The following is a 22,715-nucleotide window of genomic DNA, read 5'->3' on the forward strand; positions in this document are numbered from 1 at the left end:
TGACTTGTAGGAATAATACGACTACGATAAATGTATTATTACAGCGTTAAAAAGAATTTTCCTATAAATTTGTGAGGTGGATCGTGTTGCAACTTCAAGTAACGAACAGTCCGTTTAATGAGGAGCAGGCAGAGCTCCTGAATCGCCTTCTGCCAACACTTACAGAAGGGCAAAAGGTATGGCTGGGTGGATTTTTGGCGGCTTCTTCTCCTGCAGCTGCTTCAGCGGCACCTGCTCCAGCAGCGGTTGAAGCAGCAGCACCCGTTCCGGCAGCAGCAGCTCCAGCTGTGTCGAAAGATGTAACGATTTTATACGGCTCTCAAACGGGTAATGCACAGCGTTTAGCCCAGAAAGCCGGACAAACGCTCCAATCAAACGGATTTAACGTCACGGTTTCAGCAATGAGTGACTTTAAGCCAAATAATCTGAAAAAAGTACAAAACTTGCTGATTGTAGCCAGTACGCATGGAGAAGGCGATCCGCCGGATAATGCCATTACGTTCCATGAATTTCTCCATGGCAAACGTGCACCGAAGCTGGATGATCTTCAATTTTCTGTTTTGTCACTTGGCGACAGCTCGTATGAATTTTTCTGTCAGACCGGAAAAGAGTTTGATCAGCGTTTAGAAGAACTTGGCGGTAAGCGTATCGCACCACGCGTGGATTGTGACCTTGATTTCGATGAGCCTGCGGCAGAATGGATTGACAGTGTTGTAAAAAGCTTGTCTGAGACTTTGGCGCCAGCAGCTCAAGCGGCAGCGACAGCAGCACCAGCAGTAACAGACGCACAGATGACAGAATCTGAATACTCAAGAACAAATCCGTTTCGTGCGGAAATCCTTGAAAGCATTAACTTGAATGGACGCGGCTCAAACAAAGAAACACGCCATATTGAGCTTTCGCTTGAAGGATCAGGGCTTACGTACAAACCGGGTGATGCACTTGGTATTTATCCAGAAAACGATCCGAAGCTGGTTGATGAACTGATTGCAGCATTTGGCTGGAATCCGGATGAAACAGTAACGATTAATAAGCAGGGCGATGTTCTTTCACTGCGCAATGCACTGTTAACGCACTATGAAATAACCGTACTAACAAAGCCGTTGCTGGAAAAAATCGCCCAATTAACGGGTGTAGATGAGCTGCACGAGCTAATCGGCAGCAGCGATAAAGTGAAAGAGTATGTAAATGGCCGCGATTTGCTTGATGTGGTACAGCAGTTTGGACCATTTGGCGTTTCGCCTCAGGACTTTGTGAATGTGCTCCGCAAAATGCCGGCGCGGCTTTACTCGATTGCCAGCAGCTTAGAAGCAAACCCAGATGAAGTGCACCTAACGATCGGTGCGGTCCGCTACAATGCGAATGGACGTGACCGAAGCGGTGTTTGTTCAATCCTTTGCGCTGAACGCTTAGAAGCGGGCGACACATTGCCAGTTTACATTCAGCATAACGATAACTTTAAGCTACCTGCAAACCCGGAAACACCGGTAATTATGATCGGGCCGGGAACAGGTGTCGCTCCGTTCCGCGCGTTTATGCAGGAGCGTGAAGAGCTTGGAACAGAAGGTCCGGCATGGATGTTCTTTGGAGACCAGCACTTCGTAACCGACTTCCTGTATCAGACAGAATGGCAAAAGTGGCTGGAGAGCGGCGTACTAACAAAAATGGATGTAGCGTTCTCGCGTGATACAGACGAAAAAGTATACGTACAGCACCGTATGCAGGAAAGCAGCAAGGAATTGTTCCAATGGCTTCAACAGGGCGCAGCCGTTTATGTATGCGGCGACGAGAAAAATATGGCACATGATGTCCATCAGACTTTGATCAGCATTGTTGAAAAAGAAGGCAGCATGAGCCGTGAGCAGGCAGAGAAATATGTAGCCGATATGCAGCAGCAAAAACGCTACCAGCGTGACGTATATTAAGCTTTTTGATTGAAAGGGGACAAAGCACAATGAGCAAAACGGTAAATGACCTTCACGTTCTGCGGGCACCAGAAGGACCTCCAAGTGATGTAGAAGGCATTAAAGAGAGAAGTAATTTCCTGCGCGGCACCCTTGCAGAAGTGATGGAGGACCGCATTTCAGCCGGTATTCCAGAAGATGATAACCGGTTGATGAAACACCACGGCAGCTACCTGCAGGATGACCGTGACCTGCGCACAGAACGCCAAAAACAAAAATTAGAGCCGGCGTATCAGTTTATGCTGCGCGTCCGCCTTCCGGGCGGTGTTGCAACACCGAGCCAGTGGCTGATGATGGACAGCCTGGCACATAAATATGGAAACGGCACACTAAAACTAACAACACGTGAAACATTTCAGATTCACGGTATTTTAAAATGGAACATGAAGCAGACGATTCAAAGCATCCATTCAACGATGATGGATACGGTTGCGGCATGCGGAGACGTAAACCGGAACGTAATGGCGACATCAAATCCATACCAGTCAGAAGTTCATACAGAAGTACATGCACTCGCGCAAAAGCTGAGTGATGACCTGCTGCCAAAATCACGTGCTTATCACGAAATTTGGCTGGGAGAAGAAAAAGTAGCCGGCACGCCGGAAACAGAAGAAGTGGAGCCAATGTATGGCCCGCTTTACCTGCCGCGTAAGTTTAAAATTGGCATTGCCGTACCGCCGTCTAACGATATTGACGTATTTTCACAGGACCTTGGTTTTATTGCGATCATTGAAAACAACCAGCTTGCAGGCTTTAACGTGACAATCGGCGGCGGTATGGGAATGTCCCATGGCGACACGCAGACATATCCGCAGCTTGGAAAAGTGATTGGGTTTGTCACACCGGATAAAGTTGTTGACCTGGCGGAAAAAGTCATTACGATTCAGCGTGATTACGGAAACCGTTCCGTTCGTAAATATGCTCGCTTTAAATACACCGTTGACCGTCTTGGTCTTGAAAATGTAAAAGCTGAGCTAGAGCGCCGTCTTGGCTGGACGCTTGACGAAGCGCGCGATTTTCATTTTGACCATAATGGCGACCGCTATGGCTGGCAAAAAGGCATTAAAGGAAAATGGCATTTCACAATGTTTGTGGAAGGCGGACGGATTGTGGATTACCCTGAATATCAATTGATGACGGGTATTCGTGAAATTGCAAAAGTACACAAAGGTGATTTCCGCCTTACTTCCAATCAAAACTTGATCATTGGCAATGTGTCTGCGCAAAGCAAGAAAAAAATTGATGCATTGATTAACCAATACGGTTTAACAGAAGGCGCGCATCACTCCGCAATCCGCCGCAGCGCGCTTGCCTGTGTGGCTCTTCCGACATGCGGCCTTGCGATGGCAGAAGCGGAGCGCTACCTGCCGAGCTTAATGGATAAAATTGATGAAATCATTGATGAAAACGGACTGCGCAACAAAGAAATCACAATCCGTATGACGGGCTGTCCGAATGGCTGTGCCCGCCACGCGTTAGGTGAAATCGGCTTTATCGGAAAAGCAGTCGGCAAGTACAATATGTACCTGGGTGCTGCGCATGACGGCAGCCGCTTAAGCAAAATGTACCGTGAAAACATTGGTGAGGAAGAAATCCTAAAAGAACTGCGCGTCGTTCTTTCCCGCTACGCAAATGAGCGCCAGGAAGGCGAGCACTTCGGTGACTTTGTTGTCCGCGCTGGTATCGTGGAAGCGACAACAGATGGAACAAACTTTCATAACTAATAAAGAGAAAAGAGACAGGAATTTCTTCTGTCTCTTTTTTGCGTCGTCTAAAATCCATGCTTTGGACATACGAATGGTAAAAGATCGTTATGCCAGGAAGGAGCGGCGGGATGGAGCAGAACATAGTCGTTCAAGTTCATCATGGAGACGTAACAGGAGACCGCGTGCCGGATATTGTTTACTTAACAGCCGTTCAAAAGGATGACAGTTCATTTTTGCGGCAGATCACGCTGGTTGTGCAGGACAGACGAACAGGCGGATCATTCCGGCTTTTACTGCCGGAAAATACGGGCTATAATCCAACGGTTTTTCTTGGGGATTTTACAGGCAATGAAGTAAAAGATATTTTAGTGGTGACGGATACAGGCGGCAGCGGCGGCACGGTTTACGCTTATGTTTATTCCTATGCCAATGGCCGATTTTACTTGATTTTTGATACAGATCTATTTAATAAACAAACCCAGTACAGTGTGCGGTATCAAGATTATTACAAAGTAGCAGTGACGAGCATGCAGCCCGGTCAACAATATGTGTTAGATTTAACGACAAAAGGAAAAGACTATTTAAGTGAAATCTACAATGCGGACGGTACATTAAAGCAGCCGATCGAGGGCTGGGTATCACCGCTGTCTGGCTTATATCCGGTGGATTTTGACCGCAACGGTGTGTATGAATTAACCGCCTGGCAAAACATTGCCGGACGCTATAATGCTGATCGTCTTGGATATGTGCAAAATGTGTTAACCTGGAGCGGGCGTGCCTTTCAAATACAGCAGCAGTATGTATCAATTTTAGGAGCAGAGAAAGAATAAGAATACGCGCACCCGAAAATAAAGCGTCAAAAACCGAAGTGGTTTCCCGTTTCAATTTTATAAGGTGCGCGTGTGTAGATAAAGAAAGAGGATTAGCCTTGAAGTTCCTGCTGAGCAAGACGGACTAAACGTTTTGTGATTTCGCCGCCTGTTGAGCCGTTTGCCCGCGAAGCAGTATCTGCTCCAAGCGTGATACCAAATTCGCTGGCGATTTCGTATTTAAATTGTTCTAAAACTTGTTCTGCCCCAGGGACAAGAAGCTGCTGCCGGTTATTGTTTGCCATGTTGTTTTCACCACCTTTTTTATTTGCTCATACTATTTGTTTTACGGGAGAGAAACATACAGAAAAAGCAGTAGCAAATGATATCGCTTTTGGAAGGATTGCACTCAGGTGGTACAGGGTTTTACGAAATGAAGATAAGGGTAAAGTGAAAGAGGAGACTATACAGCCAAAGGAGTGATTCACATGCACCACGGATACCCAAAGGCAGGCGATCCCATTGAAGCGTTTGTAAACGTATGCGGCCAGCCATCGCCTGAATCAACGAACGAAATGATTTTATTTGACGTCCCTGGTATCAATGCCAGGCTGACGTGCTGGATCGATGAGGAACAAAACGTACATAAGCTGTCGAGTTCGATACCAATGGGCACGCAGGCAGCGGTAGAGCTGGCAAAGCGGTTCCTGCCGATGGATGCTGAGCCGGCAGAAACAAGTCTTGATACAGAATCAGCCAAATTAAATGCACTGATTCAAACATATAATGTGAAGCATAAAGGAACACAAAAACAGGCGGTTATTACCGCTGAAGAAACAGGTGCTTTTACAGTAGCTATTGTCGACTAACTACTCCGGGCGAAAAGCCCGGAGTCATTTCGTTTTATCAAAATATATAACGGAGGAAGATATGAGCACAATCCGCGAAATAGAAGCGAAATGGCAGGCCCATATGTCAAACTGCCAGACTGCTACATTCGGCATGGGCTGCTTTTGGAGTCCGGATGCGCGCTTTGGTGCGCTGCCTGGCGTGATTCGAACAAAAACCGGCTTTGCAGGCGGAACGACAGAGCATCCCACCTACCGGCAAATGGGGGATCATACGGAGACGATACAAATTGAATTTGATCCGGATGTCCTTTCTTTTGAAGAAATCCTTAGCGTCTTTTGGCGCAGTCATACTTCAACAAATCGAACCCATTATGGGGAACGTCAGTATATGTCGCTTCTTTTTTATCATAATGAAGAGCAGAGAGAAACGATTGAGCGGGTGAAGCAGGAGCTTGAAAGCGAACGGAATGAACCAATTGAAACAGAAATCCAGCCGTTCTCCTCTTTTACTCCTGCAGAAGAGCGGCATCAAAAGTACCATGTAAAAAGATTTAAGCGAGCAGCAGACGAATTGTCATCCTCGTTTGATACGCCGGATTCTTTTACGAATTCAACTTTAATTGCCCGGCTGAATGGATTTGTCAAAGAATATACGACCCTATCCAGAATAGAAGAAGAAATCCATTTATGGGACCTTTCCGATTCGTATAAGGAAGAGTTAACCGCCTTTATACGCAGAATTCGCTGGTAGAAGCAGCCGATTGGATGTTTTTCAGTGAACAGTATCTCTTTTACCCTTGCACTTTACATCTTGCTTCATAAAAATAACATGCCCTGCTCCAGTAGGAGGCAGGGCGTGTCAGTGTGTAGACAAAGTCTTTCTATTTCAAAAAAAAGAGCCGATAAGTGGTGTTGAAGACCAATCAGCCAGGGACTGGATAGACATTTTCTCTTTTTTTAAAAGAAAAAATACGACTTATAGCTCTATACACTCTTGGTGCAAGCTACTTGGAGGCGGGAGGGCATCACAGACTCCTATGGGCTCAGTGCCTGCCCCCCGTGGAAAGCGGAGCTGCCCGGACGCCGCTCATTTATCCCATTCATGTGACAGTTATCAATCATGTGTCTACAGTTTGACACGCTCTAGTCCATTAAGAGGCAGGGCGTGTTTCTGCTTGTTCAAGTGCTGCACCGATCGCCTTTATAGCTTCATATTCATCGATGCCCTTGGCAGTCAGCGTCATTTCCCCATTGGGCGACCCTAATGCCAGAACACCCATGATTGATTTTACATTCACATGACGATTTTGATAATGAAGATAAATATCTGACACGTACTGGCTGGCTAAATGAACAAGAGGGACAGCGGTTTGCGGAGTAAAGCTTCTTATATGGACCGTTTTTACGAACATGCTTTTCAAACCTTTCCTCGTAGAATAAAAGTATTTTCAGTATACCCGCTTCACTCAAAAATAGAACCTTTTTATGCTGATATGAATTTGCCAAAAACAAACAGGTCTAGTTTCTTTTATAAAGGGTAAAGAACACGGTACTTTATATGAAGAAAAGAGGCAGGGAAATGAAGAAGTTATTGCTGCTGGCCGCCGGGCTGTCGATTTGTCTGAATCCTTTTTCAGCTGAGGCAGAAACAGGGATCCATTCAAAAGACCAGGACGTGATTGTCATTTCATTTGATGGCATGCGTCAGGATCTAACAGAACAATACATACAAGCAGGTGACATGCCGCATGTAAAGGCATTGATCGATAAAGGGGTATGGGCAAAGGAGCCGGAAACCATCGTCCCTTCCTTGACTGCACCATCGCATGCGGCGCTTTCTACCGGCGCCACACCGAAGAAAACAGGCATTGTCAGCAACCAATTCCATGATCCGGAAAAAAAGTTCAACAATAAGGATGATGCCTTTCATACAAAGATCAACGTTTCACCGATTTGGAGCGAAGCAAGCCGCCAGGGAAAAACAACCGCGACGATTGTTTTCCCGGGAGCAAATCCAAAAACAAAAAACCAGACAGCAGATTATTCTGTTTTCTATGGAGATACGTGGGCCAAGAGCAGCTTAGATAAGCTATCGTTCCAGGAAGCATCCGGCTGGAAAAACACACCGAAAAGTTTTAGTGCGCTCAAGGAAGCCGATCTGCCGCTTAAGCTGAAAGGAGCCAAAAATCGAACTCTATTCGTACTGGCGGTAGATACAACAAATGATCAGCAGGTCAACTATGATCAATTTATCGTATCTCAGAACAAACAGGTGAATCAGGAGGACGGGCGCGCCAGGCGGGATGAATGGGGCACAGTGCCACTGACGATGGACAAAGGGGAGCACGCCGGCTTTACGTTTAAAGTAAAAGGGACAGAGGCTGATTTACAACAGCCGCTTCCGTTTTTTAAAACGGCGGTTACATCCGGTCTCTTTCACGGGCCAGCTGGCTTTGAAGAAACAATTACGGAACAATTTGGCTTTTTTCCAGTTGAGTCCGAAGACGATGCTTTGGAGAAAAAATGGATCACCCGGAAAGAATATGAGGAAATCAGTTCCCGGTTTGTCAACTGGGTAACCGATGTATCGCTTCACATAAAAAAGACGTATCAGCCAGATGCCCTGTTCTTTTATGGTCCCCAGATTGATCATGAAGAGCATAAATACACACTGACTGACCCGCGCCAGCCTGGATATACGGAGGCAAAAGCGGCCCGCTATAAAACATACATCGATTGGGCGTACAAGCTGGCAGACGATACAGTCGGTAAAACAATGAACACCCTGGATGAAAACGACCACTTATTTGTCGTGTCGGATCATGGAATGGAAGCGGCGCATACGATGCTTGAGCCGAATGCGGTGCTTCACAAAGCCGGTCTGCTTGAAACACACAGGGACGGTACGATTGATTATTCGAAAACGAAGGCGTATGCGGTGCCAAGCGGTTCAGCCGCGCACGTTTATATTAATGCCAGCGCAACCCAAAAAAATGGCATTGTCGAGAAGGACGAATTCAATGATGTTCAGCAGAAGGCCATTGAGGCGTTTCAACGGGCAGAAATCAATCAGAAAAACCGAAATGACCTGCTGGAGATTGGATTGGAAGCTGTGTTTTCCAGCAAAGAAAAAGAAGAGCTGTCAAAGCTGCCGGAAGCGGATATAAAAAGCGTATGGCAAGCAGGATTAAAGGAAACCATTCATCCTTATGAAACGGTTCTTTCATCGGCGGAGATGGAAAAAAAACCGCTCGGCCATGCCCATGCCGGAGACATTCTTTTAATTGGCGCTCCCGGATATATGATGGCAAATGGCACAAGCCGCCCGAGTAAGCCGTCGCTTGAGCTGGGTACTCACGGAGGAGATTCTACTAAACAGGATTTACGTCCTGTATTTATGGCAACAGGCTCTTCCTTTAAAGAAGAAAGCACTGTGGGGAAAGTATCTACACTAGACCTTGCGCCAACCGTTTATAAGCTGCTTGGTATCGATGCACCTGCATTTGTAGAGGGCGAGACGCAAACAACCTTATGGAAATAAAAGAGACTGCTTGCTCGCAAGCAGTCTTTTCTGATTAAAATATATAGTATTCAAAAACTACTTTGATTCTAAAAGAATTGAGTCGAAAGTCTTTGTTGAGAGAACATTTATGGTTGCAATGACCTATAATCATCCTTCATAATGAAGAAAGAAATGTACCTTACAAGAATATGGAGGATCACCATGTTTCCTTTCCTGAAAGATAAACAAGCAAAAGAATTCAAAGCATCTGTGCAGTTTCCAGAGAAATCCGCCATTGCTGTTTCGCCGGATGACCATTTAGCTCCACGTCTTTACTATATGGGCTATACACAGGAGCAGGTCGAGATGCTCCAGCAGATGGCACCCGTTATGAACACAATCCTGGATGAGGTGCTTGAGAACGTACTTGATCATTTAGTGAAAAGTCCGGAGATGGCCAAAATTGCGCAGAATCATACAAGCCGGGAACGCTTAAAACGGGTGTTTGGTGATTACTTTGGCAGTTTGCTGACGGGCAGGCTGGACGAATCCTTTTTACAAATGCGGAAGCAAATGGGTCAGACCCACAGCCGGTTTTCAGTACCGGTTACATGGTTTATTGCTTCTTATTCCGCATTCAGCACATTAATTATTCCTAAGATTGTGGAGCATTACCAGCATGATCCAGAACGGCTGGCTCAAGCCATTCAAGCCATTACCCATGCGATGAATTTAGATGCCCAAATGGTAATCGATCATTATATGAATGTCCGAATCGATGAAGCAAAGCGGGCAAACGAAGCAAAAAGCACGCTCCAGCAGGAAATTGTGTCAGTGAGCCAGGAAGTAGCCGCTTCTGTTGAACAGACCGAAGCAGCGATTTCTGACACAAGCTCGCGGGCTGCCCAGGTTTTAAAAGAAACAGGCCAAACAGAAAAAAGCAGTAAAAACCTGGTTGGCTTAACACTGCAAAATGAACAGCAGATGGAAGAAATGGAAGGGCAGTTTAAGCAGTCAACGGAAAAAGTCAGTGCGTCTTTAATCGGGATCAGTGAATTAAAACAATCGTCTGAAGAAATTATCAGTATCACAAAAGGGATTGAAGACATTGCGGATCAAACCAATTTGCTTGCGCTGAATGCGTCGATTGAAGCGGCGCGTGCAGGCGAACATGGTAAAGGCTTCTCGGTCGTCGCCAGTGAAGTCCGTAAACTGGCCGAGCATTCAAAGGTGATGAGCAGCAGCATCAATGAATTAATTGCCCAAAACAATACGAACATCACCCGGCTCGTCAATGAAATGGAAGATGTAAACAAGTCCAATGAACAGTCTCAAGTAAAGCTGCAGCAGGTAAAGAGCGGCCTTGCAACAGTGAAAATGGAAATGGAAAATTATTTAACGATGTTTGGCCGCAACAAAGAAGACCTGGACCAGATTGTTCTGTCGATTCAGGAAATCAGCCAGACAACAGAAGGGCTGTCAAAGCTGACAACAAATTTATTAGAAAAAGCAGAACAGACCATGTAAGTGAAAAAGCAGCTGCCAAAAAAGCTGCTTTTTTGTTTTATTGGAAAAATAACAATAAAGGAATATAATAGAAAACAATAAAACGAGAAAGAGAGGAAGAGTGAACCACGATTACCTATCAATTGAACTCAGGCATTACGGCAGCTCAGCTGTCGAAAGTTTTTCTCTCCTCTGGCATCCGGCGTCCGGCAGATGATCTTGTACGTCTGCAGAAAATGCTCGACCATGCGGATTTGACTGTCGGAAAATGAACTCGTTGGCGTAGCTCGTGTGGTGACTGATTTCTCCTACTGCGCTTATATTTCAGATTTGGCCGTGAAAAAAGATTATCAAGGCCGGGGAATCGATCCCGTGCTTTGGGAGAAGGTGAAAAAGGAACTGAGTGACGAAGTGACGTTTGTGCTTTTGTCGGCTTCCGGCGCGATGGATTTTTATTCAAAGCAAGGATATGATCAGGCGGATAACGCCTTTCGAATCATGCGTAAAAAATAAAGTAACCAATCAAAGGAGAATCGGCTATGGCGCATTTTTTATTCGACCAGCTGGCATTTGTCCGTAAACTGACATTAAAAGAAGCAGAAGGCATTGACGAAGCAGCCTCTCTCCTTATACCAGCCGGATTTGGCAACAATATTAAATGGAATTTAGGACATATTTATTTGGTACAGGAGCGGTTTGGATTTTATTTTACCGGTGGTGAAATGGTGATGCCCGATGCATTTAACGACTGGTTTGGTCGCGGCTCAAAGCCAGCGGACTGGGAAGGGAAGCTGCCCAAAACAGACGAGCTGCGGGTGCTGTTAAAGGAGCAGACAGAACGGATCAAGCAGCAGACCGCACCGCTTCTGCCATACCCGCTTAAGGAGCCGTTTACAACTTCCACTGGTTTAACTCTTTCATCAGTGGAAGAAATGCTGACCTACAGCTTGCACCATGAAGGACTTCATTCGGAAACGATTAAGTCAATTAAACGGGTACTGTAAGTGAAACGGCAGGCTTCTCTTAGGAGCCTGCTTTTTGCCGATTATCCTCGGTCGATCAGGATCATGCTGAATAACAGAAAGGCGATAAAAAAGAAAGCAAGAACTGCGCCAATAAGGAAAAGTAAAACGCCCAAAAAGAATGGTACCAATACAATCGCTGCGAGCCTCCTTTTTCCTCCTTGTGGTGTAATGGATAGTGAAGTAAAAGCCAGCCTGGAAAAAATTTTTTCTTTGGTTACTGAAAAATTTCAATAGATTCTTTTGGACAGCATAACATGCATTTTTGACCAGATAGGAGGCAGTGTATGATTGAGCTTGCATATTTTACACGCGAGGATTTTGGCACGCTGATGGGATGGATTCCAAATGAGGCGTTTATGATTCAGTGGGCGGGTTCTACTTTTACCTTTCCCCTTCATGTGCACCAGCTTGAGCAGTACATAAAAGGAGCCAATCAACCCATATCCGATACATTCGTATACAAAGCCATCGATCAACAAACAGGACAGATAATGGGGCATCTGTCACTGCAAATCGATCGGCGCAACGATTCGGCGCGAATTGGAAAAGTGCTGATTGGAGAGGAATCGGCGCGCGGAAAGGGAATGGGGCTTCGCTTGATTGAAGCGGCAGCTGAACTTGCGTTTTGCACGTTTAAGCTGCATCGTGTCAGCCTTGGTGTTTTCGACTTTAACCATGCAGCTATTTCCTGCTACGAAAGAGCGGGTTTTCAAAGGGAGGGACTGCTCCGTGACGTGCGAAAGTGCGGAGAGGAATATTGGAGCCTTTTGGAAATGAGCCTGCTTGAAGAAGAGTGGAAGCGGAGGATGTAAAATGAAGCGTCGAAGTCGGAAGCGTCTTTTCCTTCTATTTCTTTTTTTTCTTGCGCTGCTCATTCCGTTTTTTTACTTGCAAAATAATTGGCTGACTGTTACAAAGCTAGAGGTGGAATCTGAGAGAATTCCGCCTGCGTTCAATGGGTACCGTATTGCGCAGTTATCGGACCTTCACAGTAAACTCTTTGGGGAGCGCCAGCATGCACTGGCTGAAAAAGTAAAGCAGGAAAAGCCGGATGTGATTGTTTATACAGGTGACTTAATTGATCTTCAGCGCGGCGGTGAAGCAGCAGGTTATGTGTTAATGAAGGAAATGGTGAAGATTGCGCCTGTTTTTTTTGTGACGGGTAATCATGAAGGGCCGGACTTTACCGAAACAGAAAAGCAGCTGCAAGCAATGGGGGTGCAGGTGCTTCGAAATGAACGTACAGTGCTCCGGCGTGGCGGAGAAACGGTCCAGCTGCTTGGTATTGATGACCCGCTGCTTACGCCAACCAGCGAAGCGATCGAACAAGCTGGAGAAAAAACAAAGTCCGGCCAATATAAAATTCTGCTGTCTCACCGCCCAGAGCTTTTTGCTTCTTATGCTGAAGCCAAAATGGATGTGATTTTTACCGGACACGCACACGGCGGCCAGGTTCGGCTGCCCTTTATTGGCGGCTTATTCGCCCCGGGCCAGGGATTATTTCCTGCTTATACAGCGGGTGCCCATACACTTGGTTCCTCTACGATGGTTGTAAACCGGGGGCTCGGCAACAGTACGGCGCCTCAGCGGCTCTTTAACCGCCCAGAAATCGTCGTATTGACACTAAAGAGCAGCAAATAAAAAGCGGTCTGCTGGTGCAGTCGCTTTTATTTGTTGCGAAACGCCATTCTGCCGTTCAGTATTTGGTTTGGGCTTTTCAGCTGGAAGGTGCCGGCTTCGGGCGAATAATCGATTTTAACGTCTTCATCGTAAAAAACCATTTTCGGTTTTTCCACTAGAATGGACATATCATTCGTTTCGAGCAATACGTCGTGATCCTTATCTGCTTCGTCCACATACCAGAGCGTTGGAACGCCGTTTAGTACACATCCGTTGCCTTCTGTGTCCCACTTCAGCTTTAACAGGCCGTTTTCCCGGTTTTTTAAAGCATGTATTTTTTCGGCCGCAGCCGGTGTAATAGTGATGTTCATTTTCATCCGCCTTTTTCTTTCAGTATAGCACACGGTAGATCGTTCGTCTTTTTTGGGATGTTAAATCGTTTCTTTGGGTGAAGAAAACGGTATAATAAAACAAGAAAGAACATGACAATGGAGGACAAAGGATTGGACAAAAAGGACCAGGCTCTTTATGAAGCAATCCGCTTGGAAGCCCCTGATATAAGCAAAAAGTGGTTTGAGGCGAGAGAAAAAACAGATGGATCCGTTTATGCAAAGAATGCAGGCTCCACCATTCAAAAAGAGTTAAAAGAACAGCACCTTTTTACGATTTATACTATTGCGAGCGGCTTTTTGCCAGACCAGGCAGTGTTTAAACAAAACCTGCAGGAATGGACAGAAATTGTGGTGAACAGCCGGCTCGAATGGGATACGCCTATTTATGAAGTGATCGCAGCTATTAACAAAACGAGAAACCTTATCTGGGATTTTATAACAGAATACAGCCTGGCTGATCCCGAAATCGACAAAAGGGATATTCTGCACTGGAGTACAATGTACCATTCCGTTTTGGATACAATGATCAGCGAGTTTTCCACCCGCTACTACTATTTAACGCGCAGCCGGCTGCAGGGGCAGGAGCAGCTGATCGAGGAAATTGATGCACCAATTATTCCTATATCAAAAAGAATTGCAGTACTGCCTTTGATCGGTGCGATGGATGAAAAAAGAGCGAAGTCTTTATTGGAATCAATCCCGGTTAAGTGTACTGAAAAACAAGTGAGTTATTTGGTTATGGACTTTTCCGGTATGAAAGTTATTGATACATTTGTCGCCAATCAATTGTTTAGCCTGACCCAGTCACTGCAGCTGCTCGGTATTCAATCAGTAGTGTCCGGCATGCGTCCGGAAACAGCCCAGACCGCGATTCAATTAGGCCTCGATTTTGGAATGATTCAAACATTTCACGGCCTGCCGCAGGCACTCAAGCATCTCGGAGTTGGAAAATAAGTGAAACGGCCAGCTCAAAAAGCTGGCCGTTTCAGTGTGTAAACAAAGTCTTTCTCTTTCAAAAAAGAGCCGATAAGTGAAGCCTGCCGAACTTCGCGTTCCACGGGCAGTGCGGGAGCTTCCTCGGCTTGCGCCTGCGGGATCTCCCGACTCACTGTACTTCCCGCAGGAGTCTGCGTCCGTCCGGCTTCACTAAGTGGTGTTGAAGATCAATCAGTCCGGGATTGGGTATACATTTCCTCTTTTTTAAAAGAAAAAACACGACCTTATTCGTTCTATACAATCTTGTCCCAAGCCAATTGGCGGCATCCGGTCAGCGCAGACTTCTATGGGATTAGCGGGCAGCAGAGACCGGTGAAGCCGCCAGGCGCAGTCGGGCTCAGCGCCTGCTCTATGAAAAGCGGAGCTGTCCGGACGCCGCTGATCTATCCTATTCATGTGACAGTTATCAACCATTTGTATATACTCTTAAACGGTCAGCTCAAAAAGCTGACTGTTTTTTTGAAGTGTCATGAAACAATCGGACATAGCATTCGTATAGATAGACAGTGAAAAGAAAGGAAGGGAAAATGACATTCTTCATTGTGATTTTTATCCTGTGTGCTGTCGCTTTTGAGGCTGAGAAAGCAGTCCGCTTCCCGTTCCGGGTACTAGAAAGGAGGGGTAGCGGTATCAATATGTAAATGAAAGACAGCGCTGGGCAGCATGGGGAATCATAACGGTCGTCTTGCTTGGCGGAATCATGGTGCTGTTCGCTTTTCCTCAGATAAATACCGCTTTTTTGCTTCTTGCTTTTTATTTTCTTCTGTTTGGGACACGCGCATGGCTTGAATGGAAATATGAACGCCAGAGCCGCCAGTATATGATGTCGATTTGCACTATTGTATTTATAGCCCTGCTGCTTGGTCTCTTAAATGGCCCATTACCATTGATTTTCGAATAGGGGGAAGAAGATGGACGTGTTTCAGTTTATTCTAATGCTGCATATCGCAGGGGGGTTTACGTCACTCTTCACCTTTTGGATTCCGGTTGTGACGAAAAAAGGCGGAAAAGCTCATCGTCTTTCCGGCTGGATCTATACAGGCGGCATGATCGCCGTCTCGATTTCTGCTGTTTATTTGGCAGGAGCCCGCCTGATGGACTCCGCGAGTTCACCAGAAATCATTTCGTTTGCACTGTTTTTACTGTTTATCGCTGTATTAAGCTCTTCCACTGCGTATTACGGCATTCGCGTGCTCCGGTTTAAACAGCGCCAGGGGGCTCATAAACATCCGCTGGACATCGGGTTTCCAGTTTTGCTGCTGCTTTCGTCAATCGGCATGAGCATCTACGGATTTTTGCACAGCGTGCCGCTGCTTTCCTGGTTTCCGCTGCTTGGCTTGTTTTTAAGCACCAGCCAGCTCGGCTACTGGCTCAAGCCGCCGAAGCAAAAAATGCACTGGTGGTTCGAGCATTTTGGCGGCATGCTGGGCTGTTCGATTGCGACCATTACAGCGTTTACCGTTTTCGGGGCACCGCGTCTGCTAAATATCGAAAGCGTCACCCTGCTTCTTTGGTTTTTGCCGACGATTTTGCTGACACCTGTTATTATCGGCTTGTCCGTTTATTACCGAAGAAAGTTTTCATAACCGCAGCAAAGCCCGGACGATTGAAACGTCCGGGCTTTTATCGTGATTAGTTTGTTTCCTCTTCCGTTTCTTCCTCTTCCTCTGTTTCCATCTCTTCCGTGTCTGTGTTTGTTTCCTCTTCTTCAGCACCGCCACAGCCTGCTAAAGCACCTATTGCCAAAAATGCAGTTAAACTGCCCGCCGCCAATTTCTTTTTCAACATAGAATCCATACCGAACTCCTCCTTGAAAAATATAAGATAGAAAACAGTAACCTTTTTCAGAATAGCAGACAAATAGATAAGCTGGAAGTATATTTACATATTCTTTACATTTCTTTAAACAAAAAGGGGGCGGTCCGGATGGGCATTCGGACCGCCAAACAATGCACAATGAATCGGTGGGGTAAAGCTAAATTGATAATGATTATCATTACCGGTTACAAATACTATCTTACCCGCTCCTTCCAAATCTGTCAACTGATAATTGAAAATGATTTTCACATAAAGGAAGCTCTCGGTTTTTTTAACAATATTATCTGCTTTTTCCCTGTTATAGATAAAGAGCACCCTTTATACTAAAAAAGATTTTTGAAAACGCTTGCATAAAAGGATGGTGGAGATATTGACGAAGTTCAAATCTAAAATAATCGCACCGATTGCGGCTCTTCCGCTTCTTTTGTCCCCGTGGGCAGGAACGGCACATGCAGCTGCAGAGCAGCCAAAGCAAAACCCCGTGGCTGTTCAAATGGAACGACTGGACAGGGGGCTGCAGGCTATTCCAACGTCAAGCGGCGTTTTTCTCAGCTGGCGTCTGCTCGGAAATGAAGTGGATGGATACGCCCAGACGGGTATGACCGGAACAGACTTTCATGTATATAAAAACGGTCAAAAAATAGCCGCTGTTCAAAACAGCACGAATTTTGTTGATCCAAATGGAAAAGCAGCTGATTCTTATTTTGTCCGGGCGGTACAAAAAGGTAAAGAATTGGACCAGAGTGACGCCGTGAAGCCGTGGGGACAGGCTTATCATGATTTAAAGCTGCAAAAGCCGGCGGGCGGAGTTACACCAGTGGGAGAAGCCTATACGTATTCAGCGAACGATATGAGTGTCGGCGATGTGGATGGCGACGGCCGCTACGAATTTTTTGTCAAATGGGATCCATCCAATTCCAAAGATGTCTCACAGATCGGCTACAATGGTAACACATACATTGACTGCTATACGTTTGAAGGAAAGCTGTTGTACCGGATAGACCTTGGCGTTAATATTCGCTCCGGCGCTCATTACACGCAGTTTCTTGTCTATGATTTTGACGGAGACGGAAAAGCTGAAACCATGTTTAAAACAGCACCGGGCACAAAAATCATCCGCTATAACGATCAGGGAAACGTGATTTCTGAAAAATATATTACGATGCCCAAGGAAGACATTAAAGCGGGCTATGCCCATACAGATGACTACCGGATGAGCAAAGCGGATTACTACAATCACGTCGTTGACATGTTTATGAACTGGCATAAGCACGAGGAAGTTGTAAATGGCAGCTGGCCGAAAACATTGGAAGAAAGCTTTGGGATTGAGCCGCAGTATAAGTATCCTTTGTCTAAAGAAGATGCGGAAAAATTAGCGGACTACTTTATGGATGTGTACGCACCTGAGCGGAGTGGACGCAACAATTTACGAAATTTCGAAGGCTTTATTGTCAGCGGCCCTGAATATATTACTGTGTTTAACGGAGAGACCGGTGCCGAAATGGAGACCATCCCTTACGGAGTCAGCCGTCATGACGATGGATTGATGTGGGGAGATTATGCGATGAGCCGCATCGAGCCGGGCAACCGGGTCGACCGTTTTCTTGCAGGAGTCGCATACTTAAATGGCAAAACGCCATCTGCTGTTTTTGCGCGCGGTTATTACACACGGGCAGCACTAGTTTCCTATGATTGGGACGGAGAAAAGCTGCGCGAAGTATGGACGGCAGACAGCGGTTGGACGCCGATGAAAAATCCATTTAACGACGGTCCGCACGGCACAAGCGGGGAAGATCCCGAGCTTGGTGCGCTTGCCAACCAGGGCGCCCACTTCCTGAGTACAGCAGATGTAGATGGAGACGGAAAGCAGGAAATCGTGTATGGATCAGCAACGGTTGACCATGACGGCAGTCTTCTGTACAGCTCTACGGATACGATGCCAGAACAAAGTGCTGTGCCGGGAACAACAGCAAAGCTTGGGCACGGTGATGCGATTCATGTAACGGATATCGACCCGGACCGGGAAGGGCTGGAAATCTTTATGGTGCATGAAGGCGGCACGTATGCACCGTATGGCTACGCGATGCGGGATGCAAAAACAGGCAAAATAATCTATGGTGCTTATACCGGCAAAGATACGGGCCGGGGGATGATCGGAGATGTTGATCCTTCCAAAAGAGGACTCGAAACATGGGCGGTTGACCTGCGTACTGCTCAAGGCGGACAAATCGGCACGAAAGCTCCCGGCACCAATATGAATATTAAATGGGCGCCTGATATGACAACGCAAATCGTAAATGGATCAGGAGACGGTACACCGAGCATCGACGACTGGCTGAAAGGAAGAAAGCTCCTGGCAGAAAATACGCGTACAAACAATGGCACAAAAGGAAATCCATCTCTTGTAGCAGACGTGTTCGGTGACTGGCGGGAAGAGCTGCTGCTGCGGACTGCCGATAGCAGTGCGATTCGAATCTTCACCAGCACAGAGCAAACAGACCGGAAGATGTATACGCTTATGCACGATACGCAGTATAGAACGGGTATTGCCGGACAAAACACAGCTTATAATCAGCCGGCGTACACAAGCTTTTATTTTGCATCGGATACAGACTGGTCCTCTGTACCACAGCCCGCTTATCAAACGCCTGGAACAGCCCGTTCGCTTCAGGATTTAGTAAACCAATATCGGGAGGTCGGAGAGATTTCCCATTCAACTGGCAAAAAGCTGGACAACGCATTGAAGCAAGCGATACATCAGTTTGAAAAAGGCAAAATCAATCAAGCTGTTTCTTTCCTGGACAAGTTTGTTTCTTACACAGAGAAAGCAGAAAGCGACCGGGCACGCTTGAATGTACTTAATCGCGCTGAACAGCTGAAAAAAGAATGGCTGCAAAAATAACGATTTGGTCCATTTCTTGAAACGAAACACCCTTTTATTCGTATAAAAGAAAGAAGAATGGGGTGATCAATAAATGGAAACAAACATCAAAGCACCGGATAAAAGTATTTCACGAGAGGCAGTAAGGATGTGGCGGCTGAGCAGGGCGATCGTCCATGCGGCCGCCCTTCTCCTGATTGCTGCCCTGCTGGTAATGGATGCAGCCTGGGGCTGGTGGAGCTGGGTTGGCTGGGTGCTGTATGGAGCGGCCGGTTTGGCAGTGCTATCAGCTATTTTTGCGGTTGGCATTGAGCCGTTTATCCTGCAGCGAATATGGCGATATGACGTAAGCGAAGAATACGTTCAGTTAAAGCACGGAGCGCTGACGCGGGTTCATGTACTTGTGCCTATGGCAAAAGTGGAATATGTCACGACGAATCAAGGACCCATTATGCGCAAATATGGCTTGTATAACTTGGTGATTGGAACAATGGCTTCTTCGCATAACATTCCAGCTCTTCCGGAAAGGGAAGCTTTTTCGCTGCGGGAACAAATTGCCGAGCTTGCACAGGTGAAAGACGGTGAGTAAGCTGCAAAGGCGTCTTCATCCCGCCGGCATGCTGCTGTCCATTGTTCGGACGGTTCGACATGCTTTTTTCCCCGCACTGTTTTTTTTCGTTTTTCATCCCGCCGAGGAAAGCAGCTGGATTTATTGGGGACGAATTGGATTTTTAGCTTTTATAGCAGTCAGCATCGTATGGACTGTACTGAAGTGGTGGATGTTCCGCTATGAATTTCGTGAACACGCGCTTTATGTATATGAGGGTTTGTTTGTAAAATCAGAACGTCATGTGCCATTTAGTCGAATTCAAAATGCGCAGCGAAATACATCCTTTCCTCACAGGCTGCTGGGCTTGACGGCGCTTTCGCTGGAAACCGGTGGAGAAGAAGCCTCTTTGAAGCTGGAGGCTGTAACGAAGCGGGAAGCTGATCGAGTTGAAGCGATGGTAAAGGGAGAAGAGGAGCCGGATGAACGAATACTGCACTTTCAAGCAACAAATCGTGAGTTGTTAAAAGCTTCTTTTACATCGTTCAGCTTTTTTCTTATTATTCCCCTGCTCGCCTCGTTGTATTTTACCGTCGATGATTTTCTCAGCCTTGGCGGATTTACAAAAAAAGCCGTCGATTATGTGGCTGGTTCACTTTGGCTGCTTGTGCCTATCTCTGCGGGACTCGTTATATTGGGTATAGCAGCAGGAATTATTATTACGTATTTACAATATGGCAATTCGGCTATTATGTCAGACGAGAAGCGAATTTATTTGAAAAAAGGACTGCTCAATGAAACGTTTTTCACGATTACAAGAGAAAAAGTACAGGCGGTCAAATGGAAGCAGTCTTTTGTGAAAAAATGGTTTGGGCTGGTGGAAGTAGAATTGATCAGCGCCGGTGATACAGGAGAAGAGGAGCTGGAAACCAACTCGCTGTATCCGTTTTTGCCGGAAAAAGACGCACAGAAAATGATAAAGGAACTTCTGCCGCAGTATGAGCTGAAAAACGAGATGCAGAAGCTGCCCGCGGCTTCGTTATGGATAAAGCTGCTGAGGCCGAGCTATATATGGATCATAGCGACGGCTGTTTTGCTCTGGCAGTTGCCTGCTTACTGGTATGCTTCACCGGTTCTGCTTTTTTGGATTCTGCTGCTTCGATGGCTTGCATTTAAACAGGCACGTTATACAATCAACGGGGACTTTATCCAGCTCAAAACCGGCTCCCTATTTACGGAGCTGCTGCTGACGACACGTTGAAAAGTGCAGGAGGTAGAAATGAAGGAAGGGATTCTGCAGCGAAAATGGAAGCTAGCGACGATTCGTATTGCCAACCGGGCAAACCCGGTTCATTACACGGAGCTTGCGGATGTGCCTATCGAAACCGGCCGCAAGTTTTATCGCTGGTATTCAAAACGATCATAACGGCCCGGCTTCTTCGCCCGTACAAGCAAGAAAAATATACAGCCAGCCGTCTCGTTGCGTATATAATAGACGAGAGGTGAGAGAAGTATTGAAATATAAACAAATTAAGCCCAAAAAAATATATGAAGAAGTAGCCGATACGCTGCTTGACTCCATCCGTTCTGGAGAATTGCAGCCGGGTGAAAAGCTTGATTCTGTTCAGCAGTTGGCTGAAAGCTTTCAAGTCGGCCGGTCCGCCATAAGAGAAGCACTCACATCTCTTCGGGCAATGGGGCTTATTGAAATGCGGCAGGGAGAAGGCACCTATGTAAAAGCGTTTGAACCAGGAGATATTGCGTTTCCCCTGCAAAGCGCCCTTTTGATGAACAAAGAGGACCTGCAGCAGCTTATGGAGGTACGCAAAATTTTGGAAACAGGGATTGCTGCTTCTGCAGCCCTGCGGCGCACGGAGACCGATCTTAACGCCATAAAAAGCGCTCTTTCAGAGATGGTGACACATGCGGGAGACCCGGAACGGGGAGAAAAAGCGGATCTTGCTTTTCATCTGGCTGTAGCCGGGGCGGCTGGCAATACACTGTTATCAAGCTTAATGAATCATGTGTCTGACATGACGGCAGAATCGATGCGGGAAACCCGGCGTATCTGCTTATATGAAGCGAGTGCTACGGTTGAACAGCTGAACCAGCAGCATGAAGCGATTTTAAGGGCCATTCAAGCCCGAAAAGCAGAAGAAGCAAGGAAAGCAATGGCTACCCATCTTGATTATGTAGAATCGGTTCTGCGCAAGCATCTAGGAATAGGATAAAACAGGCTGTTAAGAGAGAAAAAGCCGGCACAAAGTGGCTTTTTCTCTGTTAAAGAAAGTCTTGGAAAATGAAAGCGTTTGTAGTATTATAAAAAGAAATCTTATTAAACAGGTCATCTGATGACCATACTTCTGGGGTGAAGCAATGTGAAGGTTACACTTTTTATTACCTGTATCGTTGATATGTTTCAAGCCGACGTGGGAAAAGCAACGGTAGAAGTGCTGGAACGGCTTGGCTGTGAGATTGATTTCCCGATGGGTCAGGTGTGCTGTGGGCAGCCGGCTTACAATTCAGGCTATGTAAAAGAGTCAAAAGAGGCAATGAAAAAAATGATCGCTACATTTGAAAATGCAGAGGTCGTGGTGACGCCTTCTGGCTCATGCGCAACTATGTTCAAGGAATACCAGCATATTTTTCATGATGACCCAATCTGGCGCCCGCGTGCGGAACGGTTAGCCGCGAAAACATATGAGCTGACAGAGTTTATCGTCAATGTGATGAAAGTAGAAGATGTGGGTGCGAAGCTGAACGGAGTGGCGACGTACCACCCATCGTGTCACATGACAAGGCTGCTCGGTGTAAAGGATGCGCCGATGACGTTGCTTCAAAATGTAGAAGGGCTCCGCTTTGAGCCGCTGCCAAACGCACATAACTGCTGTGGTTTCGGCGGAACATTTTCGGTAAAGATGGGCAATATCTCCGAGCAGATGGTCGATGAAAAAGTTGATTCGACCGAACGAACAGGAGCCGACTTTTTAATTGGAGCCGATGGCGGCTGCTTGATGAATATCGGGGGACGTATAGAACGAAGAGGAAAAAAGGTCCGCGTAATGCATATCGCGGAAGTGCTAAACAGCCGGTGAGGG

General features: G+C 46.4%; 24 protein-coding genes and 2 pseudogenes. 21 read left to right on the forward strand and 5 right to left on the reverse strand.

Features of this window, described 5'->3' with window-relative positions:
• The first annotated feature begins 86 nt into the window (after positions 1-86).
• From VP97_RS02770 to VP97_RS02780, 3 genes are all read left to right on the forward strand, one after another.
• The gene (locus tag VP97_RS02770) at positions 87-1,925 is read left to right on the forward strand and encodes an assimilatory sulfite reductase (NADPH) flavoprotein subunit (protein ID WP_050180132.1); all 1,839 of its coding nucleotides are present in this window, start codon (positions 87-89) and stop codon (positions 1,923-1,925) included.
• A 29-nt stretch (positions 1,926-1,954) separates the two neighbouring features.
• A complete protein-coding gene (gene cysI / locus VP97_RS02775; RefSeq protein ID WP_050180133.1) occupies positions 1,955-3,688 on the forward strand; it encodes an assimilatory sulfite reductase (NADPH) hemoprotein subunit in 1,734 nt (577 codons plus the stop codon).
• A gap of 110 nt (positions 3,689-3,798) precedes the next feature.
• Positions 3,799-4,500, forward strand: a complete 702-nt coding sequence (locus tag VP97_RS02780) for a hypothetical protein (RefSeq protein ID WP_050180134.1) — start codon at positions 3,799-3,801, stop codon at positions 4,498-4,500.
• A 92-nt stretch (positions 4,501-4,592) separates the two neighbouring features.
• On the opposite strand, the gene VP97_RS02785 is transcribed toward VP97_RS02780, so the two are convergent.
• Positions 4,593-4,784, reverse strand: coding sequence for an alpha/beta-type small acid-soluble spore protein (locus tag VP97_RS02785; RefSeq protein WP_050180135.1), 192 nt, complete (start codon positions 4,782-4,784; stop codon positions 4,593-4,595).
• Between the two features lie 183 nt (positions 4,785-4,967).
• Between VP97_RS02785 and VP97_RS02795 the strand changes: the two genes are divergently transcribed.
• Both VP97_RS02795 and msrA read left to right on the forward strand, forming a co-directional pair.
• Positions 4,968-5,348, forward strand: coding sequence for a hypothetical protein (locus VP97_RS02795; RefSeq protein ID WP_050180137.1), 381 nt, complete (start codon positions 4,968-4,970; stop codon positions 5,346-5,348).
• A gap of 61 nt (positions 5,349-5,409) precedes the next feature.
• Complete coding sequence (gene msrA / locus VP97_RS02800; RefSeq protein ID WP_050180138.1) at positions 5,410-6,081, forward strand: peptide-methionine (S)-S-oxide reductase MsrA; 672 nt, start codon at positions 5,410-5,412, stop codon at positions 6,079-6,081.
• 400 nt (positions 6,082-6,481) lie between these two features.
• Here msrA and VP97_RS02805 read toward each other — a convergent pair whose 3' ends face one another.
• Positions 6,482-6,742, reverse strand: coding sequence for an HPr family phosphocarrier protein (locus VP97_RS02805; RefSeq protein ID WP_050180139.1), 261 nt, complete (start codon positions 6,740-6,742; stop codon positions 6,482-6,484).
• Positions 6,743-6,909: 167 nt separating this feature from the next.
• Here VP97_RS02805 and VP97_RS02810 point away from each other — a divergent pair, with 167 nt between their 5' ends.
• The 7 genes and pseudogenes from VP97_RS02810 to VP97_RS02840 all read left to right on the forward strand — a co-directional run bounded on the left by VP97_RS02810 (position 6,910) and on the right by VP97_RS02840 (position 13,004).
• Positions 6,910-8,871, forward strand: a complete 1,962-nt coding sequence (locus VP97_RS02810; protein WP_050180140.1) for an alkaline phosphatase family protein — start codon at positions 6,910-6,912, stop codon at positions 8,869-8,871.
• Positions 8,872-9,054: 183 nt separating this feature from the next.
• A pseudogene (locus VP97_RS24870) lies at positions 9,055-9,588 on the forward strand (protoglobin family protein); the annotation flags it as partial.
• 237 nt (positions 9,589-9,825) lie between these two features.
• Positions 9,826-10,359 (forward strand): methyl-accepting chemotaxis protein, encoded by a 534-nt coding sequence (locus tag VP97_RS24875; protein ID WP_425388435.1) that lies wholly within the window; start codon positions 9,826-9,828, stop codon positions 10,357-10,359.
• A gap of 270 nt (positions 10,360-10,629) precedes the next feature.
• Complete coding sequence (locus VP97_RS24840) at positions 10,630-10,851, forward strand: GNAT family N-acetyltransferase (RefSeq protein ID WP_342667309.1); 222 nt, start codon at positions 10,630-10,632, stop codon at positions 10,849-10,851.
• A 26-nt stretch (positions 10,852-10,877) separates the two neighbouring features.
• Positions 10,878-11,342: a DinB family protein gene (locus VP97_RS02825; protein ID WP_050180142.1), complete on the forward strand. Its 465-nt coding sequence runs from the start codon at positions 10,878-10,880 to the stop codon at positions 11,340-11,342.
• 305 nt (positions 11,343-11,647) lie between these two features.
• Positions 11,648-12,175 carry a GNAT family N-acetyltransferase gene (locus tag VP97_RS02835; protein ID WP_050180144.1) on the forward strand — a complete coding sequence of 176 codons (528 nt, stop codon included), beginning with the start codon at positions 11,648-11,650 and terminating at the stop codon, positions 12,173-12,175.
• A 1-nt stretch (position 12,176) separates the two neighbouring features.
• Positions 12,177-13,004: a metallophosphoesterase gene (locus VP97_RS02840; protein ID WP_050180145.1), complete on the forward strand. Its 828-nt coding sequence runs from the start codon at positions 12,177-12,179 to the stop codon at positions 13,002-13,004.
• Positions 13,005-13,030: 26 nt separating this feature from the next.
• Here the strand turns inward: VP97_RS02840 and VP97_RS02845 are convergent, their stop codons facing one another.
• Positions 13,031-13,354, reverse strand: a complete 324-nt coding sequence (locus tag VP97_RS02845) for an iron-sulfur cluster biosynthesis family protein (RefSeq protein WP_050180146.1) — start codon at positions 13,352-13,354, stop codon at positions 13,031-13,033.
• A gap of 132 nt (positions 13,355-13,486) precedes the next feature.
• On the opposite strand from VP97_RS02845, the gene VP97_RS02850 reads away from it, so the two are divergent.
• Positions 13,487-14,329, forward strand: coding sequence for an STAS domain-containing protein (locus VP97_RS02850; RefSeq protein WP_172656728.1), 843 nt, complete (start codon positions 13,487-13,489; stop codon positions 14,327-14,329).
• A gap of 14 nt (positions 14,330-14,343) precedes the next feature.
• On the opposite strand, the gene VP97_RS23655 is transcribed toward VP97_RS02850, so the two are convergent.
• Positions 14,344-14,484 carry a hypothetical protein gene (locus tag VP97_RS23655; protein ID WP_156153391.1) on the reverse strand — a complete coding sequence of 47 codons (141 nt, stop codon included), beginning with the start codon at positions 14,482-14,484 and terminating at the stop codon, positions 14,344-14,346.
• 530 nt (positions 14,485-15,014) lie between these two features.
• Between VP97_RS23655 and VP97_RS24880 the strand changes: the two are divergent.
• Positions 15,015-15,272 (forward strand): annotated as a pseudogene (locus VP97_RS24880) (DUF4181 domain-containing protein); the annotation flags it as partial.
• Between the two features lie 10 nt (positions 15,273-15,282).
• A complete protein-coding gene (locus VP97_RS02865) occupies positions 15,283-15,957 on the forward strand; it encodes a hypothetical protein (RefSeq protein ID WP_050180150.1) in 675 nt (224 codons plus the stop codon).
• A 46-nt stretch (positions 15,958-16,003) separates the two neighbouring features.
• Here the strand turns inward: VP97_RS02865 and VP97_RS23660 are convergent, their stop codons facing one another.
• Positions 16,004-16,168: a hypothetical protein gene (locus VP97_RS23660; RefSeq protein ID WP_156153392.1), complete on the reverse strand. Its 165-nt coding sequence runs from the start codon at positions 16,166-16,168 to the stop codon at positions 16,004-16,006.
• Positions 16,169-16,547: 379 nt separating this feature from the next.
• Between VP97_RS23660 and VP97_RS02875 the strand changes: the two genes are divergently transcribed.
• The 6 genes from VP97_RS02875 to VP97_RS02895 all read left to right on the forward strand — a co-directional run bounded on the left by VP97_RS02875 (position 16,548) and on the right by VP97_RS02895 (position 22,712).
• Positions 16,548-19,091 carry a rhamnogalacturonan lyase gene (locus VP97_RS02875; RefSeq protein WP_050180152.1) on the forward strand — a complete coding sequence of 848 codons (2,544 nt, stop codon included), beginning with the start codon at positions 16,548-16,550 and terminating at the stop codon, positions 19,089-19,091.
• Positions 19,092-19,164: 73 nt separating this feature from the next.
• A complete protein-coding gene (locus VP97_RS02880; protein WP_050180153.1) occupies positions 19,165-19,659 on the forward strand; it encodes a PH domain-containing protein in 495 nt (164 codons plus the stop codon).
• Entirely contained in the window at positions 19,652-20,878 is a 1,227-nt protein-coding gene (locus VP97_RS02885; RefSeq protein ID WP_050180154.1) for a PH domain-containing protein, read from the forward strand. Before VP97_RS02880 ends, VP97_RS02885 begins: the two co-directional genes overlap by 8 nt.
• Before the next feature lie 3 nt (positions 20,879-20,881).
• Positions 20,882-21,043 carry a PH domain-containing protein gene (locus tag VP97_RS23130; RefSeq protein WP_281175069.1) on the forward strand — a complete coding sequence of 54 codons (162 nt, stop codon included), beginning with the start codon at positions 20,882-20,884 and terminating at the stop codon, positions 21,041-21,043.
• Positions 21,044-21,131: 88 nt separating this feature from the next.
• Positions 21,132-21,848 (forward strand): FadR/GntR family transcriptional regulator, encoded by a 717-nt coding sequence (locus tag VP97_RS02890; protein ID WP_050180155.1) that lies wholly within the window; start codon positions 21,132-21,134, stop codon positions 21,846-21,848.
• Between the two features lie 147 nt (positions 21,849-21,995).
• Positions 21,996-22,712, forward strand: a complete 717-nt coding sequence (locus VP97_RS02895; protein WP_050180156.1) for a (Fe-S)-binding protein — start codon at positions 21,996-21,998, stop codon at positions 22,710-22,712.
• The last annotated feature ends 3 nt before the right edge of the window (positions 22,713-22,715 follow it).

The sequence above is a fragment of the Domibacillus robiginosus genome (genome assembly GCF_000966195.1).
Lineage (GTDB): Bacteria > Bacillota > Bacilli > Bacillales > Domibacillaceae > Domibacillus > Domibacillus robiginosus.

Bases quoted from the DNA above. Each gene is read 5' to 3' on its own strand.
- cysI (WP_050180133.1), top strand. From the start codon at position 1,955: ATGAGCAAAACGGTAAATGACCTTCACGTTCTGCGGGCACCAGAAGGA.
- VP97_RS02780 (WP_050180134.1), top strand. From the start codon at position 3,799: ATGGAGCAGAACATAGTCGTTCAAGTTCATCATGGAGACGTAACAGGA.
- VP97_RS02785 (WP_050180135.1), bottom strand. From the start codon at position 4,784: ATGGCAAACAATAACCGGCAGCAGCTTCTTGTCCCTGGGGCAGAACAA.
- VP97_RS02795 (WP_050180137.1), top strand. From the start codon at position 4,968: ATGCACCACGGATACCCAAAGGCAGGCGATCCCATTGAAGCGTTTGTA.
- msrA (WP_050180138.1), top strand. From the start codon at position 5,410: ATGAGCACAATCCGCGAAATAGAAGCGAAATGGCAGGCCCATATGTCA.
- VP97_RS02805 (WP_050180139.1), bottom strand. From the start codon at position 6,742: ATGTTCGTAAAAACGGTCCATATAAGAAGCTTTACTCCGCAAACCGCT.
- VP97_RS02810 (WP_050180140.1), top strand. From the start codon at position 6,910: ATGAAGAAGTTATTGCTGCTGGCCGCCGGGCTGTCGATTTGTCTGAAT.
- VP97_RS24875 (WP_425388435.1), top strand. From the start codon at position 9,826: ATGGAAGGGCAGTTTAAGCAGTCAACGGAAAAAGTCAGTGCGTCTTTA.
- VP97_RS02825 (WP_050180142.1), top strand. From the start codon at position 10,878: ATGGCGCATTTTTTATTCGACCAGCTGGCATTTGTCCGTAAACTGACA.
- VP97_RS02835 (WP_050180144.1), top strand. From the start codon at position 11,648: ATGATTGAGCTTGCATATTTTACACGCGAGGATTTTGGCACGCTGATG.
- VP97_RS02840 (WP_050180145.1), top strand. From the start codon at position 12,177: ATGAAGCGTCGAAGTCGGAAGCGTCTTTTCCTTCTATTTCTTTTTTTT.
- VP97_RS02845 (WP_050180146.1), bottom strand. From the start codon at position 13,354: ATGAACATCACTATTACACCGGCTGCGGCCGAAAAAATACATGCTTTA.
- VP97_RS02865 (WP_050180150.1), top strand. From the start codon at position 15,283: ATGGACGTGTTTCAGTTTATTCTAATGCTGCATATCGCAGGGGGGTTT.
- VP97_RS23660 (WP_156153392.1), bottom strand. From the start codon at position 16,168: ATGGATTCTATGTTGAAAAAGAAATTGGCGGCGGGCAGTTTAACTGCA.
- VP97_RS02875 (WP_050180152.1), top strand. From the start codon at position 16,548: ATGGTGGAGATATTGACGAAGTTCAAATCTAAAATAATCGCACCGATT.
- VP97_RS02880 (WP_050180153.1), top strand. From the start codon at position 19,165: ATGGAAACAAACATCAAAGCACCGGATAAAAGTATTTCACGAGAGGCA.